Genomic DNA, 16,628 nt, shown 5'->3' with positions numbered 1-16,628 from the left:
AATTGGCATACTTAAAAAGCCAGCTTCAGCAGCTGACTTAACATTTCCTTAATTGTCTTGATTAATTTCTAACACCATCGCCACATGGGCTTGCCCATCAACTTCAAATTCATCAGAGACTGCTTGAAAGCCTTCACGTTCATAAAAACCAACAGCAAAATTCTTAGCTTCAAGATAAATACGTTCTGGATCCTTTTCTTCAACAATAGCAGCAATGCCATCTTTAAGCAATTTGCCACCAATCCCATTACCACGTTCAACAGTCAAAACGCGACTCATTTGAATAGTCCCTGGTTCACCTTCTTTGAGAAAGGCCCGTAGATAAGCTAAAACTCTATCGTCCTCTTCATAAAAAACATGGAAACTCTCATAATCAAGTTCATCCAAATCCTGATAAGCTCGAGCTTGTTCGACAACAAACACCTCTTGACGTGCTTTTAAAATTTCATATAGCTCTTCTTTACTGAGTTGACTAAAGTCTTTAGCGATTAATCTCATGGTCTCACCCCTAAATTTAAAATTTACTCACAAACTATACCACATGAGCTTAGGCAAGCCAAAAGAAATCCCCTTCTTTAGCAAATTTTTAATTAGTCTAACTAAATTCTAATAATTGTAGAAAGGGAATCATTAGTAAAAAAACCAGAGTTGTTGGCAATAAAACATAGGCAATCCGCCCCTGACGATGATCCATCACTTCCATCACTGCCGTAAAGGCGAGCAATAGCCAAAATGAATTAAAAATCAAAGAATATAAATTTGACCCATAAACTGACATGTTAACCATACCAGTACCCACTAAAATCAACATCAGACTCTGTAAAGTTAACAAAGTCAGAACCCGATATTTCTTCGGCCAAGTCTGGTGGACAAGGCGCATATACAAAAGATACAAAATAATCGTCACAAACAATTCTGATAGATAAAATATCATGGTTTCAATAATTTGACTCACTATTATCTCCCCACTTTTCTCACTTTTATTTATTATACCCCTAATTCGCAGTATAAATAGTTAAAAGACAGTAAAAGAAACTTAGGAAAATCTAAAGGATGCAAGCAAAAGCGGTAAGAACAGAAGCCTTGGACCAAAACGTGAAGGATGGCACGCACTACTTTTTCTCTTTGTACGCGCAATCCAACTTTCTGCAAACTATGAACCTGATTGTGGGCGCAAATTAAGTTAAAAATACACCAAAGCAAAAAAGACTGGGCATCAATCCCAGTCTTTTCCACATTATCAATAAGAAATAAGCAGTAAGTAATTTACTGATACTGCAATATTTTATCGTCTTGGTAAGCCTTATCGATGGTTGCACCACCCAAACATTCATCACCATCATAGAAAACAACAGCTTGTCCTGGGGTAATAGCGCGGACCGGTTCTGCAAAGGTCACCTTAACTTGACCATCAGCTAAAATATCAACATGAACCGGTGTATCTGCTTGCCGATATCTAAATTTAGCGGTACAGTCAAAAGACTGCTCCGTCCAATTATCATCAACAAAGGATAGTTCTGAAGCCATTAAATAGTCTGCATAGAGTTTGGGGTTATGATAGCCCTGACCCACATAGAGTGTATTAGTACTTTGGTCTTTACCTATAGCAAACCATGGTTCATTATTGGGGCCTTGAGTCCCACCAATTCCTAGTCCCTTGCGTTGACCGATTGTATAATACATCAAGCCAGCATGTTGCCCCATAACTGTGCCATCTTCTGCCACCATTGGACCTGGTTGGGCTGGCAAGTAATTAGAAAGAAAAGTCTTAAAATTTTTCTCACCAATAAAGCAAATACCTGTAGAATCTTTCTTCTTAGCAGTAGCCAAACCCGCTTTTTCAGCAATTTCTCGTACTTGCGGTTTCTTCAAATGCCCAAGCGGAAATAGCACCTGCTGTAATTGCTCTTGACTAAGTTGATTTAAGAAGTACGTTTGGTCTTTATTATCATCTTCCCCCCGCAAAAGATGGACCTGACCATCTGCATCACGGGTAACTTGGGCATAATGACCGGTCGCAACATAATCAGCACCCAGTTCTAAAGCATAATCCAAGAACGCCTTGAATTTTATTTCTTTGTTACACATCACGTCGGGATTAGGCGTCCGATCACGTTTATACTCATCGAGAAAATAAGTAAATACCTTGTCCCAATACTTTTGTTCAAAATTGACGGAATAATAAGGAATACCAATTTGATTGGCGACCGCTTGAACATCTTTATAATCTTCTGTTGCAGAACAAAAGCCATTCTCATCGGTATCATCCCAATTTTTCATAAAGATGCCGATCACTTCATAGCCTTGTTCCTTGAGCAACAACGCAGTCACTGAGGAGTCTACACCGCCACTCATTCCGACAACTACTTTGGTTTTCGTTTTATCTACCATACCATCACCATCTTTCCACAAAATTTACGATTGAAGGTCGTATTTTTGGTTAGTAGATTGGACTTATCCAACATACTATGATAAGGGCTAAGCCAAAAAAAAGCAAGGTTTTCACCTTGCTTTCCAAATCACTTATAAGATTAATCGACAGGCGCTAAAACTTTTTCCGCCACCATATCTTCTAGAACAGCTTCTAAGGGAGCAACAAATTGTTGTAACTTGTCACTCTTATAGATATTAAGGGATTGTAAGCCATTTTCATTAGTGACATTAATAGCTAACTTTTCTACATTTTTATCCACTTGCACCTTTAGTAAAACAGATTGCTTGTCTTTAAAGTGGACTTTTATGGGACGACTATAGTCGAAATTGCCTTGCTTACTTTCTTGAAAGCCGTAATCTCTAAGCGTATATTTTTTACAATCAGGATGTAATTGATAGCTGATGTTACTCCCTGGAACTTGGGCTTGATCTTTTAAAGCCATTGAAACGCCTCCTTATTTATTTTCTTCACATCGGTCAAGAAATTGATCAATTTCAGCTTTACTAGTGGGTTGACCAAAAGAGACTCTTAGGCTCTCTTGAATTCGTGGACTATCTTCTCCATACATGCTCACTAATACTCGGCTAGGCTCTAAACTACCAGCTGTACAAGCTGAACCAGCGGACAAATAAATATCCGCTAAATCAAATTTAATTAGTTGTATGTCAGAGGCATGTCCTGGCCAATATAAGTTAAGAATATGGGCCAGTTCTGCGTCTTGAGGTCCGTTGATTTGAAAGTCGAGGCCACGCTTTTCAGCTTGGTCGAGTAAATAGTAACGTAAATCCAATAAATGGGCTTGGTGGTCTTTTTGGTGCTTATTGGCCAATTCAATTGCTGTCTTCATACCCACAATTTGAGGAATGCTTTCTGTTCCAGCCCGATGTTTATTTTCTTGGTTGCCTCCTTTTATATAGGAAACGAAATGCTTATCTGCATCACGATAATAAAGAAAACCAATTCCCTTAGGTCCATAAAGTTTGTGAGCGGACATTGACAAAGCATCAATATGAAGCGCCTCAACATTTAACGGATAATTTAAGTAAGTTTGTACCGTATCGGTATGGAAAAAAATATCCTTTTCTGCTAGTAGGTCTCCAATACTCTGTAGATCTTGTAATGAGCCCACCTCATTGTTTCCCGCCATGATTGAAACTAATACAGTATCGGGACGAATCGCCTGTTTTAGTGCTTCAAGGGCGATATGGCCATCTTCATCGAAGTCTAAATAGGTCACAGGGTACCCTTTTGCTTCAAGTGCACGAATGGTTTGATAAACACTTGAATGCTCTGCTTGACTAGTAATAATATGTTTGCCTCGGTCAGCAAATTGGTCTAGGGCATTAACAATAGCAGAATTATTAGCTTCAGTGCCTCCTGAGTTAATAATAATATCTGCTGGATTGGCATTGAGCGTTTTTGCAATTAATTGCCGCGTTTCCTCAATAATATGTCGGGAGTCACGTCCAATCTTATATAAGCTAGAAGCATTCCCATAATGATTCTTCATTGCCTGAGTCATGGCTTCAATCACTTGGGGAGACATAGGTGTTGTCGCAGCATAATCAAGATAAACTCCTGTCATCTATTACCCCTCCTTGGTATAATGAGTTTTTTCTGGAAACAATGACTGCAAGAGCCTTTTATTAAGTGGCTGCCCTTGCCCTTTAGCAGGATAAATATGCATCATCATCATTGGATTAAAGTTGGCTTCAATACAAGCGTAATTCTTGTCTGTGGCTGCTTCTTCGTAATCAGCAATAATCAAGTCTAGGCCACTAATATTAGCACCCAATGCTTTAGCCATTTCTTGAGCAATTTCTTTATAAGAGGGGTGCATTAGTTCTGTCATATCAATGGAATCACCACCGGTAGAAATATTAGAATTATCTCGCAAGTAAGCAAGCTCTCCTTTTGCCAGTACAGAATCAAAATCTAATCCTTGATTTTTAAGGGTCTGTGCTTCTTCAGGGCCTTGTTTGATAATTTCCAAAGGTGAACGATGATCATTACCTCGTAACTTATCTTGATTTTTCTCATCGACTAGTTGGGCAATAGTAGATTCACCGTCACCACGAACATTAGCTCCAACACGCAAGAGTACTGCCTGAGTTTTTCCATCCATAACATAAAAACGGTATTCTGTTCCATCAACATATTCTTCCACCAGTACGGTATCATCCTTATCAAAAGCTAATTCCAAAGCAGCTTGTAAATCTGCTTCTTTACCCCCATGTTTGAAGATAGAAATTCCAATTCCCATATTGGTAGATTTAGGTTTCACTACTAGAGGTCTATTAACGAAACGCGAGATATCTGCTTTAGCCTGGTCTAAGTGCTTATAAGTTTGACTTTTAGGCACTTGGTAGCCTGCCTCTTCTAAGAGCAACTTAGTAACTTCCTTATTTTCCATGACATAATGTGAAATATAAGTATCCTTGCTAGTGATATTCGCATTTTTGATAATCTCTTGGTGGTCTTTATAAGTGAGTCGTATTATTTGTTGGTCACGATCCAAAATATCGATATAGTAACCACCTTGTATGGCATCTGCCATCAGTAATTGAGTGGATAATTCCATATCAGTAAAACCACCTAAGAGGTATGGATAGCGACGGATGTCTTCAGCATTTTTGGCAGCTATTTCTTCGCCCATAATTTGATAAGTCTTATTATCTGGTGCTTTTTTATAAAACTTGGCAGCAGGCGTTAATTCAGGATGGTCTAAACGGTCTAGCATTTTATCAAGAATACCATAAACAGATTTTGGCCCTCCAATAGCCACCAACATCTGCCGCATACCTGCTAAAATCTCGCGGCCTTCTTCATAATAAGCGGTTCGACTAAAAGCGTCTTCTTCAGCCACTGCTGTTTTAATTTTATTACCTAAACGAACGGCATCCATATTAGAATCTTCATCCATCCAAATCAGATAGAGAATGAAATAGCGCATAAAATCAATATCTTCTGCCCAAATACCATAAGGGGCTTGTGGTTGAATATCGAAAAGACGGAACTCTAAATAGTCAATCCCATGATCAACTAATTCCCAAGCTGTTTTACCCCCACGTAAACGGACATTAGAATAAAATTCTTTTTCTGCAACTAGGCGTCCTTCATCGACATTAGCCGTTAATTGACGGGCATACTCCTCAAGATTAGCATAGGAATAAGTCACATCATCCTTATTAATATACCCCAAATGAGAATTACGGATACTACGAATAGGATGGTCAAATTTATCACTCAGCTTATTATAAAAGCTATCATGAGCAGCAGGACTCGCACCAAAAAGATAAACCACCAACCACTGATAGCGTAAGAAATTTCGTGCCAAACGTAAGTAAAAATTAGATTTAAAACTTTGATAACTTTGTCTGCTATCGTTGGCTTGATACCAAGCCTGAATAAAGTCATCACTTAGTTCGAAATTATAATGAATCCCAGAAATCATTTGTAGTTTCTTGCCATAAACCTTAACTAAATATTCGCGATAAGCGATATCTTCTGCTTTTTCTAAGTTAGCTACAGCAATAGCTTCATCACTAGGCAAGGCTGGTGGAGCAGAAAAAGGCCATAACCGCTCATCATGGTCACATGAACGCACAGCCACTTCATGAATCGCTTGTAGCCATTGCATCAACTCACTAGTATCATGAACAGGCGGAGTGACAAGTTCTAACTGTGATTCAGCAAAGTCACGTTGAATAAAAAAACTCGTGGCAGCGCCATCGATTTTAGGTGGATGGGGTGTGAGAGCTAATTTACCATCAGAGGCAATCCGATGCCCTTCACGTTCTAAACCCACTGTTGACTGTTGAAATAACTGACCCATACCGTCAGCACTTATAAATGATTGTAATCCTTGCATAATTGACTCCTTTACCCTATGCTCGAGTGAACTGGGCCCCCAATTTTGGGGTCGTTACTGTATTTTAGCATGTATCTAGACTTGTGAACAGCTATCCGCCTTAATTTTATTGGCTATGCTATAATAACATAGTGAACAAGAAAGGAGTGTCTTATGCCTACTAATAAGCAACCTTTAGCCTATCGTATGCGCCCAAGAGTAATTGAAGAAGTAATTGGTCAAGACCACCTGGTTGGGCCTGGTAAAATCATTAATCGCATGGTTGTCGCTAAACAATTATCCTCTATGATTCTATATGGTCCACCTGGAATCGGTAAAACAAGTATCGCTAGTGCGATTGCTGGTTCAAGTCACAATGCTTTTCGTCAATTAAATGCGGCCACCGATAAGAAAAAAGATTTAGAAACAGTGGTTGAAGAAGCCAAATTTTCTGGTGGATTAGTCTTGCTACTCGATGAAATCCATCGTTTAGATAAAAGCAAACAAGATTTTCTCCTGCCTCATTTGGAAAGTGGCCTCCTGATATTAATTGGGGCTACAACAGAGAATCCCTATATTTCTACCAATCCTGCCCTACGTAGTCGGACACAAATTTTTGAATTGAAACCCTTAAATGAAGCTGCTATTCGTCGAGGATTAGACCAAGCTCTTGAAGATAGTGAACGTGGCTTAGGCGACTATGATTTAGCCATTGATGAAGAAGCTTTGGACCATTTTTCTCATGCTGCCAACCACGATTTAAGATCTGCTCTCAATGCCTTAGAGTTAGCAGTAAAATCAACCCCTGCTGATTCAGCTGGCCAAATTCATATTAATATAAGTATTGTAGAAGAATGTATGCAACAAAAAGCCTTTTCCCATGATGCTGATGGTGACCAACACTATGATGTCATTTCAGCCTTTCAAAAAAGTGTCCGTGGATCTGATGTGGATGCTGCCCTACACTATTTAGCCCGCCTACTGTCAGCTGGTGAAATTCAAATTATTTGTCGGCGCCTATTAGTGATGGCTTATGAAGATATTGGCTTGGCTAATCCACAAGCTTGCCAGCGCACCGTTTCTGCTGTTCAAGCAGCACAACAAATTGGCCTACCCGAAGCTAGAATTCCTCTAGCTCACGCAGTAATTGATTTAGCCTTGTCCCCTAAATCTAATTCTGCCATAGCTGCCATTGATGCCGCCTTATCCGACGTTAATAAGGGCAAAGCTGGCCTAGTTCCTGACCACCTCAAAGATGCCCATTATCAAGGTGCTAAGGACTTACAGCATGGTATAGGTTATAAATTCCCACATGACTATCCTGGACACTGGGTGAAACAAGACTATCTCCCAGAAACCTTACGGCACAAGAGATATTACCAAGCTGCTGATACCGGTAAATATGAGCAAGCTTTAGACCATAACCGCAAGCAACGCGAAGGCCATTAAACACACGACTTGCATTTTCTCTAACTAAGCGTATAATATATAGTACAAAGAAGGAACTGTGATGTACGTGCTTCTCTTAATGTGTTGACCTTACAAATCATCTATCTAAGGGAACCGTGAACTCATGTGGAAACTACGCCTTTTCATGAGGAAAGTTGAAGCATGATAATGGTGCCCACCTGTAATTAACATACGGGTTCAATACAGATAGACTATACACGGCATTAACGGTCTTCTTTCACAAAAAATAATTTTTGCACACGTCTTCGGACGTGTGTTTTTTTATCTATTTAGGGTATAATATAGATATAATAGTAAGGAGGAGTGAGGTATATGTATCAAGAATATAAACGTATTTTAGCTCCCATTGATGGGTCAAAGGAAGCTAAAAAAGCTTTCCTAAAAGCCATTCAAGTCGCACGCCGTAATGAAGCGAGTTTGGATATTGCTCATATTATCGATACACGCGCCATGCAGGTCGGTGATGGCTATGAGATTATTTATACCGACGATATGTCAAGTGAAGGCAAGGCCCTCTTAGCGGACTATGAGAAGATGGCTCATGATCACGGTTTAGAGGATGTCCACACTCACTTAGAATATGGTTCGCCTAAGCAAGTGATCACTGAAGAGCTAAGCGTAGATTGCAAGTCTGATCTCATTATGATTGGTGCCACTGGACTAAGCGCTGTTGAAAGACTCTTAGTGGGTTCGGTGTCTGATTATGTGATTCGCAATGCTCCTTGTGATGTATTAGTAGTCCGTACTGATTTAGAAAATAAATTAAGTGAATAACAAATCAAAACCCTAGCCTACGAGTATCTGGCTAGGGTTTTTACGTTTAAAAAAGTAAAGGCTGGGACTTTTTTCCCAACCTCTACTTAATATACAAACAGTTATCTTTTAGATGAGTTCTCAATCGCAGGACTAACATCCATTTCTGAATGAGCCGACCTTGGCCGGGATTGAATCAGATCCTTTTAGTCGAGCTCGCAAAAGTCAGAACAGACTGCCTTTCCCAAATCCCTCAGATGGCCGTTAGCCATCTTTCGTGCTTTGGTCCAAGGCTTCTGCTCTTAGCGACTTTTGTCGCACCCTTTATAGTCGGGTTCTGAAAACAGGACTGACTGCTTTTCAGAACACCCTCTTTATCACTCTATTCAGTAATGTTCGCTAGGCGAACTGTATCGCGAACAATCATCAATTCTTCGTCAGTAGGAATGGTAAAGACTTTTACGCGGGAGTCATCAGCAGAAATTTCTGCTTCATCACGAGTATCATTCTTATCAGCATCAAGGTCAATGCCGAACCAGTCCATTTGATCATTTATAATAGCGGCACGTGTTGCAGGAGAGTTTTCTCCGATACCTGCTGTGAAGACAATAGCATCTACACCACCCATTACAGCAATATATGAACCAATATATTTTTGTACACGGTCATAGAAAACTTCTAAGGCAGCTTGGGCATTTTCATTACCTTCTGCTGCGGCAGCTTCAACATCACGCATATCAGATGAGACACCAGATAAACCGAGTAAACCAGATTTGTTGTTTAAAATATCGATCATATCTTTGATATCAGAGATGCCTTCTTTTTCCATAATATAAGAAACTAGAGAAGCATCAATATCACCAGAACGAGTTCCCATCGTAATACCAGCTAGAGGAGTGAATCCCATAGAAGTATCTACTGATTTACCACCATCAACGGCAGTAATTGAGCCCCCATTACCTAAATGGCAGGTAATAATTTTTAAATCTGCAATGTCTTTGCCCATTAATTCAGCGGCTCGATTGGCAACATAACGATGAGATGTTCCATGAGCACCATAACGACGAGCACCATGTTTTTCATAATATTCCATTGGTACTGAGTACAAGTAAGCTTTCTCAGGCATGGTTGTATGGAATGAAGTATCAAAAACACCTACAGTTGGTTTTCCTGGTAAAACTTTTTGGAAGGCACGGATTCCTTGGGCTTCAGGGCCATTGTGTAGAGGAGCAAAGTCAGACAGTGCTTCAACTTGTTTAATGCCTTCTTCATCAAGCAAGGCAGAGTCTTTGAAGATTTCTCCACCAGCTACAATACGGTGCCCAGTTCCAGAAATTTCGTCGTAACTTTCAATAATATTTAATTCAATTAATTGCTCTAAAAGAATGTTAATGGCTTCTTCATGGTTCTTAACATCGGTAACTGTTTCAAATTTTTCGCCATCACCATATTTGATAACTACATTCGAATCATTTAAACCGATTCGATCCACTAAACCTGAAGAGACTTCATCTTCACTAGTTACTTCATAGATAGTGAATTTCAAACTTGAAGACCCAGCATTTACAGCAATAACTTTAGACATATTCTCGCTCCTTAAAATAAAAATTTAGTTTGGATAGGAAAACAAATAGCTAATTCCTTGGAATAGATTATTCACTAATTTATTTACCCCTAACCTATATTGACTAACGTGCTTATTATAACATTGGACATGAAAAGAGGCTATAAAAATACCTGTTAATTCTTAAGAGACTGTAACCAATTGTCAAAGGACTTTAAGAACTGTGGCATTCTTTGCGTATCTTTTAAGTCAGGTATCTCCCCAACTAAGACATTTTCATCTTGTTTACTCTGCTCACCCTTAGCTTGAACAAACATAATTGCTTTTTGCGCTTTATGGCTTCTAAATAATGATTGTGGCAGAGATAAGAGCGCTTGGAAGTAGCCCTTTTGATTAATGGCCTGGATGAGTTGAGGCATAGTAGAATCGGTAATAATCGTATTAGGAACCAAGAATATTCCCCAGCCATCTGCTTTTAGATAATTTAAACTCTGTTCAATCAAGAGGTAATGACTATAAGACAGTCCCTCTTCTTCAGTATTTGCAGCATTATAATTTTGAGCGACCTCATTGAGAGGATAGTAACCCACTGGTAAATCTGCAACCACCAAATCAGCTGGTTGAATCAATAAATTTCCTAGCGCATCGCCCAAAAACAAATTAGGTGAAAGGTCTTGTAACTTAAATGATTGGTCAGCGATTGCTAAGAGAAGATCATCATTATCATAGCCTTCTCCGCTGACCTGGAAGCCATTTTTTTGTAATTCCTTATAAACGATGGCCCACAAATTACCGCTACCGATAGTTGGGTCAAACAATTGAACAGACTGATCAGCCTCTTGTTTTAGACCTAAAACTTTGACTGCAAAGTATCCCATTAATAAAGCAATCGCCTCAGGAGTCATTTGATAATTAGCAGGTAGCTGGTCACGACGGTCTCCTTCTAAAAAAGCTAATTGAATAACTTTGCGGATGGCCTCATCGTCAAGGGACAAAGCATTGATTCTTTTATAATTGGTTTTAATTTGGGCGATAGTCGCATCATCTGGTAAACCATCAATCTGTTGCACCTCTTGGTTAGCTAAATTTTGTAAGTTCTCATGCAAAGCCTCGATATAAGAAAAATCAAGAGCGCCTTGTAAGCTTAGTGTTGCTTCATTTAATTGTTCATAGGCTTCTTTAATCACTTCTATAGACATAGTTTCCTCCTTAAATCATCTTAAAGGTCACGCCTTATCATACACCATTTTCCCCTTTAATGACAATTACAGTAATTAGAATAGATAGTCAGTAGTCTACTTCAACTACGCTGGGCCTAAGTTTAATTTCACTGTTATTTGTTTATGAGAGAAGCCCGATATAGATTCACTGTATCCCTATCTAGACAGCATAGTATTAAAAGCTCAAAATAAAACTAACTCAAAAAGAACAAAAAAGACTAGGACACATATGAGTCCCAGCCTTTCGGTTTTATTCACTTTTACGCTTCTGGATAAACAGAAACTTGTTTTTTGTCACGGCCTTTACGTTCGAAACGAACAACACCGTCAACTTTAGCGTATAATGTATCATCGCCACCACGTCCAACGTTTAAACCAGGATAAATCTTAGTTCCACGTTGACGGTAAAGAATAGAGCCACCAGTAACGGCCTGGCCATCTGCACGTTTAGCACCTAAACGTTTAGATTCTGAATCACGACCATTGGCTGTTGAACCTCCACCTTTTTTATGGGCGAAGAATTGTAAATTCATTTTTAACATGTGCTTTACCTCCCATTGTAGTTTTAAGCTAGACTCACTCTTAGTGATTGAGGATATTCGGTTTGAATATCGTCCTTTAAAGCATAATAACAAGCCTGTAAAAGCATCTGACTCAAGGCTATTTGTTGATCAGATAAATCGTCAGGAAGTTCCAAATATAAGTATCCTCCCTCTCGGTCATCTGTTTCTAAAATAGGGTCAATCTTTCCTAAACGGCTTAAATTATTTACGGTTGAAATGACGACTGCCGACACCCCTGCACATACAATATCATAACCATGTGGTCCAGACATGGCATGACCGGAAATCTCTAAAGCGATAATTTCCTTAGTAATATTTGCTTTAAAAACAGCAGATATCATTAGGCTTTGATATCGTCGATAACAACTTTAGTATAAGGTTGACGATGGCCTTGTTTACGATGGCTGTCTTTTTTAGGAATATATTTGAAAGTTGTCACTTTCTTTTGTTTCCCTTGTTTTTCAACGGTACCTTCAACAGAAGCACCTTCCACAAGTGGAGCGCCTACTTTGACAGAGTCTCCACCGACAAAAACAACTTCATCAAATGTTACTTTGTCGCCAGCTTCAGCATCTAATTTTTCAATGTAGATTGCTTGACCTTTTTCAACTTTTACTTGTTTTCCACCAGTTTTAATGATTGCGTACATTAAACTGCACCTCCTTAAAATAAACTTAGACTCGCCATAACAAGTGCCCGAAGAACTTAGTAACTTGTCATGAGCGGTTGCAGTGTGGTGCTCACACAAAACAACAGTAACATTATACTAGCTTTGATAATCAAAGTCAATCATAATTCTTCATTTAATATTAAAAACAGCTATGACTAATTATTAATCATAGCTGCTAAATGGCGAATCGCCCATATCAAGATAAAAGCCAATAAGCCATTAAATAATAATGATGGAATGTAAAATATAGTCCAAAACTCAAGAACTGAATCAGCTTGAATATCTAGTAAGGCATAAAGTAAGTAAATGAAATGGACATATAATGAATACATTACGATAACGATAAACCAAATAGAATAGAGGTTTAACATAATTTTCTTTTTGATATAAGCGGTAATCATTATGATTGCAGGAAAGGCAAACAAATTAACTCCCAAAATTGACGTATAGTAAGCGTCGTAAATAAAGCCTAATACCATTGCAGTGATATATAAAGCACGATATTGATCCAAATAGAGCGTAAACAGAATCAGAGCAATAATCAATGAGGCTGCCGAAATAAAATAAGGCACTGTATTTAAGCTATAGGTCAGTAAAATCATCAAAGTCCCATCAAAAAGGAGAAAAAATACTAAAATGATAGGTAGTAAAAAATGTTGTTTAAAATAGTTAAGCATCTTCCCCACCGCCTTCAGACTCACTATTATCTGCTTGATTGTCTGAACTTTGGCTGGCTTGTTCACTGCCTTCACCATCACCAGCTACACTACCATCCTCATTAACACTTTCACCTTGGTTGGTATTAGCTTCGGGATCTGCTCCCATAGTCATAACTACAATGACATGACGAATATCATTAAAATCAGCAGCAGGATTCACGGTGACCTTTAAGGATAAACCATGGTTATCCTTTTGACTTTCTTTTACTTGCCCAACCACTAAACCTTCTGGAGAGACACCTCCTAATCCAGATGTCGTTACCATATCACCAGCAGATACTTTAGCATCTCGAGGAATTTGGCTTAAAACAATTTCATTATTTTTGCGATTAAATGAAGAAATAATCCCGTGTACAATTTCATCATCAAGTTGAATAGAAACCGCTACTGGTCTTACTTGCTCACTCTCAGTAGTTAAGAGCTGAACTTTTGAAGAAGTGGGTGATACTTCAGAAATATGACCTATTAAACCAGAAGAAGTCATAACAGACATATTTTTTTCAATCCCATTATTACTCCCTACATCGATTGTAATATTATCCACCCAAGAGTCAGGAGAACGACTAATTACTGAACTTGAAATAATGTCTTTTCCAGTTAAGGATGGTCTTAAAGACAACAAATCCGATAATTCAGCATTCTCAGCTTTTAAAATCTCGTTTTGTGCTTTTAAATCATCCAATGAATTGACTTGCTTCTTTAATGAAATATTCTCTTTATAGGTGTTCATCAAATTATCAATCGATTCCGAAAAACGAATCAAAGAATTGCTTGGCGCCGATACAACCCGACCGACAATAGCAGTTACATCATTTACCCATAAAATTGGTTGTGGCATATTACCTTGACCAAAAATAGAAAATGAAATCATTGAGAATGATGTAATAACACTGATTAGCAAAATGATTAATTTTTTATTGCCAAAAAATTGACGCAAGCTAATCCTTCCCTTCTCTTAAAATACATATAGACCATTATAACAGAATTTTTACTTTCACGGCAGATATTTTACCTCATGAAACTTAAGAATCTATAAATATCTTTAAATAAAAAGAAGCTAGGAATTCCATCCTAGCTTCTTTGCTATAAAATCTATGACCCGTACGGGATTCGAACCCGTGTTACCGCCGTGAAAGGGCAGTGTCTTAACCGCTTGACCAACGGGCCAGACTAATTAATAAGTATTATGGTCCGAGACAGAGTCGAACTGCCGACACCGTGAGCTTCAATCACGTGCTCTACCAACTGAGCTATCGGACCAAAAACGGTCCCGACGGGAATCGAACCCGCGATCTCCTCCGTGACAGGGAGGCGTGATAACCGCTACACTACGGGACCTAGTAATTGCGGGGGTAGGACTCGAACCTACGACCTCCGGGTTATGAGCCCGACGAGCTGCCAACTGCTCCACCCCGCGATATTTTTAAGGAGGATAAGGGATTCGAACCCTTGCGTGGTTTGACCCACCTGACGGTTTTCAAGACCGTTCCCTTCAGCCGGACTTGGGTAATCCTCCATATGATATAAATGACCCGTACGGGATTCGAACCCGTGTTACCGCCGTGAAAGGGCAGTGTCTTAACCGCTTGACCAACGGGCCGACAAATAAGTTATGCATACTATAAAGAATAGAACACAACGGAGAATAAGGGATTCGAACCCTTGCGTCGCGAAAGCGACCTAACGATTTAGCAAACCGTCCTCTTCAGCCTCTTGAGTAATTCTCCAAATGGGCCTGAATGGACTCGAACCATCGACCTCCCGCTTATCAGGCGGACGCTCTAACCAGCTGAGCTACAGGCCCATATTTTATAAAGCGGGTGACGAGAATCGAACTCGCGACAACAGCTTGGAAGGCTGTAGTTTTACCACTAAACTACACCCGCATATTTCCAAAAACGGTCCCGACGGGAATCGAACCCGCGATCTCCTCCGTGACAGGGAGGCGTGATAACCGCTACACTACGGGACCTAGTAATTGCGGGGGTAGGACTCGAACCTACGACCTCCGGGTTATGAGCCCGACGAGCTGCCAACTGCTCCACCCCGCGATATTTTTAAGGAGGATAAGGGATTCGAACCCTTGCGTGGTTTGACCCACCTGACGGTTTTCAAGACCGTTCCCTTCAGCCGGACTTGGGTAATCCTCCATGATAATATTTAAAAATTATTTTATTGATATCCAATAATATGGACCTTGTAGGACTCGAACCTACGACCTAACGGTTATGAGCCGTTTGCTCTAACCAACTGAGCTAAAGGTCCAAGCTACAACCAATAAAACTAATAGCGGTGAAGGGGATCGAACCCATGACCTCCCGGGTATGAACCGGACGCTCTAGCCAGCTGAGCTACACCGCCATATATGGAGAATAGCGGGATCGAACCGCTGACCTCCTGCGTGCAAAGCAGGCGCTCTCCCAGCTGAGCTAATCCCCCATAAAATCGGGAAAACAGGATTCGAACCTGCGACCCCTTGGTCCCAAACCAAGTGCTCTACCAAGCTGAGCTATTTCCCGATATATGCACCCAGCAGGATTCGAACCTGCAACCGCCTGATTCGTAGTCAGGTACTCTATCCAGTTGAGCCATGGGTGCCAATTGATAAATAATAATGCCGAGGACCGGAATCGAACCGGTACGGTAATCACTTACCGCAGGATTTTAAGTCCTGTGCGTCTGCCAGTTCCGCCACCCCGGCATATTTATCAAAGACAATATTTTTAGCTTTCGCTAAAGCGGAAGACGGGATTCGAACCCGCGACCCCCACCTTGGCAAGGTGATGTTCTACCACTGAACTACTTCCGCAAAGTGCCGGCTAAAGGACTTGAACCCTCGACCCTCTGATTACAAATCAGATGCTCTACCAACTGAGCTAAGCCGGCTTATGTTTTTAATGCGGGTGAAGGGACTTGAACCCCCACGCCTTGCGGCGCCAGATCCTAAATCTGGTGCGTCTGCCAATTCCGCCACACCCGCATAAATGACCCGTACAGGATTCGAACCTGTGACCCACTGATTAAAAGTCAGTTGCTCTACCGACTGAGCTAACGAGTCATATGGAGAATGAGGGGTTCGAACCCCCGACATCCTGCTTGTAAGGCAGACGCTCTCCCAGCTGAGCTAATTCTCCATAATTAAAAGCACGGCAACGTCCTAGTCTCACAGGGGGAAACCCCCAACTACATTCGGCGCTAAGAAGCTTAACTACTGTGTTCGGGATGGGAACAGGTGTGTCCTTCTTGCCATCGCCACCGCACTTATTGAGCATTATTCGCTCAAAACTGAATACTGTTTTCATAAACCAACCATCATACAACTATCCATTTGGATAAGTCCTCGACTCATTAGTACTGGTCCGCTCCATACATTACTGCACTTCCA

15 protein-coding genes, 23 tRNA genes, 1 rRNA gene, 1 other RNA gene and 1 other annotated feature are annotated in these 16,628 nt (G+C 40.2%); of the genes, 3 read left to right on the top strand and 37 right to left on the bottom strand.

All coding sequences use genetic code 11. From position 1 onward, the window contains the following. Positions 1–48: 48 nt before the first annotated feature. The 6 genes from OW157_RS00200 to gshAB all read right to left on the bottom strand — a co-directional run bounded on the left by OW157_RS00200 (position 49) and on the right by gshAB (position 6,305). Positions 49–498 (bottom strand): GNAT family N-acetyltransferase, encoded by a 450-nt coding sequence (locus tag OW157_RS00200; RefSeq protein WP_268751310.1) that lies wholly within the window; start codon positions 496–498, stop codon positions 49–51. Positions 499–595: 97 nt separating this feature from the next. Then, positions 596–955, bottom strand: a complete 360-nt coding sequence (locus OW157_RS00195; RefSeq protein WP_268751309.1) for a hypothetical protein — start codon at positions 953–955, stop codon at positions 596–598. A 311-nt stretch (positions 956–1,266) separates the two neighbouring features. Further along, complete coding sequence (mnmA, locus tag OW157_RS00190) at positions 1,267–2,391, bottom strand: tRNA 2-thiouridine(34) synthase MnmA (protein ID WP_268751308.1); 1,125 nt, start codon at positions 2,389–2,391, stop codon at positions 1,267–1,269. 140 nt (positions 2,392–2,531) lie between these two features. Beyond that, positions 2,532–2,876 carry a cysteine desulfurase gene (locus OW157_RS00185; protein ID WP_268751307.1) on the bottom strand — a complete coding sequence of 115 codons (345 nt, stop codon included), beginning with the start codon at positions 2,874–2,876 and terminating at the stop codon, positions 2,532–2,534. 12 nt (positions 2,877–2,888) lie between these two features. After that, positions 2,889–4,019, bottom strand: a complete 1,131-nt coding sequence (locus tag OW157_RS00180) for a cysteine desulfurase family protein (protein ID WP_268751306.1) — start codon at positions 4,017–4,019, stop codon at positions 2,889–2,891. 3 nt (positions 4,020–4,022) lie between these two features. Then, positions 4,023–6,305: a bifunctional glutamate--cysteine ligase GshA/glutathione synthetase GshB gene (gshAB, locus tag OW157_RS00175; RefSeq protein ID WP_268751305.1), complete on the bottom strand. Its 2,283-nt coding sequence runs from the start codon at positions 6,303–6,305 to the stop codon at positions 4,023–4,025. Positions 6,306–6,458: 153 nt separating this feature from the next. On the opposite strand from gshAB, the gene OW157_RS00170 reads away from it, so the two are divergent. From OW157_RS00170 to OW157_RS00160, 3 genes are all read left to right on the top strand, one after another. Then, the gene (locus tag OW157_RS00170) at positions 6,459–7,733 is read left to right on the top strand and encodes a replication-associated recombination protein A (RefSeq protein ID WP_268751304.1); all 1,275 of its coding nucleotides are present in this window, start codon (positions 6,459–6,461) and stop codon (positions 7,731–7,733) included. A 50-nt stretch (positions 7,734–7,783) separates the two neighbouring features. After that, a non-coding RNA gene (gene ssrS / locus OW157_RS00165) (6S RNA) lies at positions 7,784–7,971 on the top strand. Positions 7,972–8,066: 95 nt separating this feature from the next. Further along, positions 8,067–8,528: a universal stress protein gene (locus tag OW157_RS00160; RefSeq protein WP_268751303.1), complete on the top strand. Its 462-nt coding sequence runs from the start codon at positions 8,067–8,069 to the stop codon at positions 8,526–8,528. A gap of 361 nt (positions 8,529–8,889) precedes the next feature. Here the strand turns inward: OW157_RS00160 and OW157_RS00155 are convergent, their stop codons facing one another. The 31 genes from OW157_RS00155 to rrf all read right to left on the bottom strand — a co-directional run bounded on the left by OW157_RS00155 (position 8,890) and on the right by rrf (position 16,503). Beyond that, a complete protein-coding gene (locus tag OW157_RS00155) occupies positions 8,890–10,092 on the bottom strand; it encodes an acetate/propionate family kinase (RefSeq protein WP_268751302.1) in 1,203 nt (400 codons plus the stop codon). Positions 10,093–10,247: 155 nt separating this feature from the next. Beyond that, a complete protein-coding gene (locus OW157_RS00150) occupies positions 10,248–11,270 on the bottom strand; it encodes a class I SAM-dependent methyltransferase (protein WP_268751301.1) in 1,023 nt (340 codons plus the stop codon). Positions 11,271–11,551: 281 nt separating this feature from the next. Continuing rightward, on the bottom strand, positions 11,552–11,833 hold the full coding sequence (gene rpmA / locus OW157_RS00145; protein WP_268751300.1) for a 50S ribosomal protein L27: 282 nt from the start codon (positions 11,831–11,833) through the stop codon (positions 11,552–11,554). Positions 11,834–11,856: 23 nt separating this feature from the next. Next, positions 11,857–12,195 carry a ribosomal-processing cysteine protease Prp gene (locus OW157_RS00140; RefSeq protein ID WP_268751299.1) on the bottom strand — a complete coding sequence of 113 codons (339 nt, stop codon included), beginning with the start codon at positions 12,193–12,195 and terminating at the stop codon, positions 11,857–11,859. Beyond that, positions 12,195–12,503: a 50S ribosomal protein L21 gene (gene rplU / locus OW157_RS00135; protein ID WP_268751298.1), complete on the bottom strand. Its 309-nt coding sequence runs from the start codon at positions 12,501–12,503 to the stop codon at positions 12,195–12,197. Before rplU ends, OW157_RS00140 begins: the two co-directional genes overlap by 1 nt. A 17-nt stretch (positions 12,504–12,520) precedes the next feature. Further along, positions 12,521–12,592: a sequence feature (ribosomal protein L21 leader region), on the bottom strand. 87 nt (positions 12,593–12,679) lie between these two features. Next, complete coding sequence (gene mreD, locus OW157_RS00130; protein WP_268751297.1) at positions 12,680–13,201, bottom strand: rod shape-determining protein MreD; 522 nt, start codon at positions 13,199–13,201, stop codon at positions 12,680–12,682. Next, the gene (mreC, locus tag OW157_RS00125; protein ID WP_268751296.1) at positions 13,194–14,180 is read right to left on the bottom strand and encodes a rod shape-determining protein MreC; all 987 of its coding nucleotides are present in this window, start codon (positions 14,178–14,180) and stop codon (positions 13,194–13,196) included. Before mreC ends, mreD begins: the two co-directional genes overlap by 8 nt. 158 nt (positions 14,181–14,338) lie before the next feature. Next, positions 14,339–14,410 (bottom strand) — tRNA-Glu (locus OW157_RS00120). 20 nt (positions 14,411–14,430) lie between these two features. Continuing rightward, a tRNA-Phe gene (locus tag OW157_RS00115) sits at positions 14,431–14,503 on the bottom strand. Between the two features lie 5 nt (positions 14,504–14,508). Further along, positions 14,509–14,581, bottom strand: a tRNA-Asp gene (locus tag OW157_RS00110). Between the two features lie 6 nt (positions 14,582–14,587). Beyond that, positions 14,588–14,660 (bottom strand) — tRNA-Met (locus tag OW157_RS00105). A gap of 9 nt (positions 14,661–14,669) precedes the next feature. Continuing rightward, positions 14,670–14,759, bottom strand: a tRNA-Ser gene (locus OW157_RS00100). A 12-nt stretch (positions 14,760–14,771) separates the two neighbouring features. After that, positions 14,772–14,843, bottom strand: a tRNA-Glu gene (locus tag OW157_RS00095). 39 nt (positions 14,844–14,882) lie between these two features. Beyond that, positions 14,883–14,970, bottom strand: a tRNA-Ser gene (locus OW157_RS00090). A 3-nt stretch (positions 14,971–14,973) separates the two neighbouring features. Further along, positions 14,974–15,047: transfer RNA gene (locus tag OW157_RS00085), tRNA-Ile, on the bottom strand. 11 nt (positions 15,048–15,058) lie between these two features. After that, positions 15,059–15,129: transfer RNA gene (locus OW157_RS00080), tRNA-Gly, on the bottom strand. Between the two features lie 13 nt (positions 15,130–15,142). After that, positions 15,143–15,215, bottom strand: a tRNA-Asp gene (locus OW157_RS00075). Positions 15,216–15,221: 6 nt separating this feature from the next. Beyond that, positions 15,222–15,294, bottom strand: a tRNA-Met gene (locus tag OW157_RS00070). A gap of 9 nt (positions 15,295–15,303) precedes the next feature. Then, positions 15,304–15,393: transfer RNA gene (locus OW157_RS00065), tRNA-Ser, on the bottom strand. 41 nt (positions 15,394–15,434) lie between these two features. Continuing rightward, positions 15,435–15,508, bottom strand: a tRNA-Ile gene (locus OW157_RS00060). A gap of 22 nt (positions 15,509–15,530) precedes the next feature. Beyond that, a tRNA-Met gene (locus tag OW157_RS00055) sits at positions 15,531–15,604 on the bottom strand. Positions 15,605–15,609: 5 nt separating this feature from the next. Beyond that, positions 15,610–15,682 (bottom strand) — tRNA-Ala (locus OW157_RS00050). Between the two features lie 6 nt (positions 15,683–15,688). Next, positions 15,689–15,762, bottom strand: a tRNA-Pro gene (locus OW157_RS00045). Between the two features lie 5 nt (positions 15,763–15,767). Then, positions 15,768–15,841 (bottom strand) — tRNA-Arg (locus OW157_RS00040). Between the two features lie 17 nt (positions 15,842–15,858). Continuing rightward, positions 15,859–15,944 (bottom strand) — tRNA-Leu (locus OW157_RS00035). 36 nt (positions 15,945–15,980) lie between these two features. Further along, positions 15,981–16,052: transfer RNA gene (locus OW157_RS00030), tRNA-Gly, on the bottom strand. A gap of 4 nt (positions 16,053–16,056) precedes the next feature. Continuing rightward, positions 16,057–16,129 (bottom strand) — tRNA-Thr (locus OW157_RS00025). 12 nt (positions 16,130–16,141) lie between these two features. Next, positions 16,142–16,223 (bottom strand) — tRNA-Leu (locus OW157_RS00020). 5 nt (positions 16,224–16,228) lie between these two features. Further along, positions 16,229–16,301 (bottom strand) — tRNA-Lys (locus OW157_RS00015). 3 nt (positions 16,302–16,304) lie between these two features. Further along, a tRNA-Val gene (locus OW157_RS00010) sits at positions 16,305–16,377 on the bottom strand. A gap of 10 nt (positions 16,378–16,387) precedes the next feature. Continuing rightward, positions 16,388–16,503, bottom strand: a 5S ribosomal RNA gene (gene rrf / locus OW157_RS00005). Positions 16,504–16,628 lie beyond the last annotated feature (125 nt).

The organism is Aerococcus kribbianus, assembly GCF_026805545.1.
Lineage (GTDB): Bacteria > Bacillota > Bacilli > Lactobacillales > Aerococcaceae > Aerococcus > Aerococcus kribbianus.
Note: the sequence above shows the minus strand (reverse complement) of the source record. Positions and strands in the feature narration are given on the sequence as shown.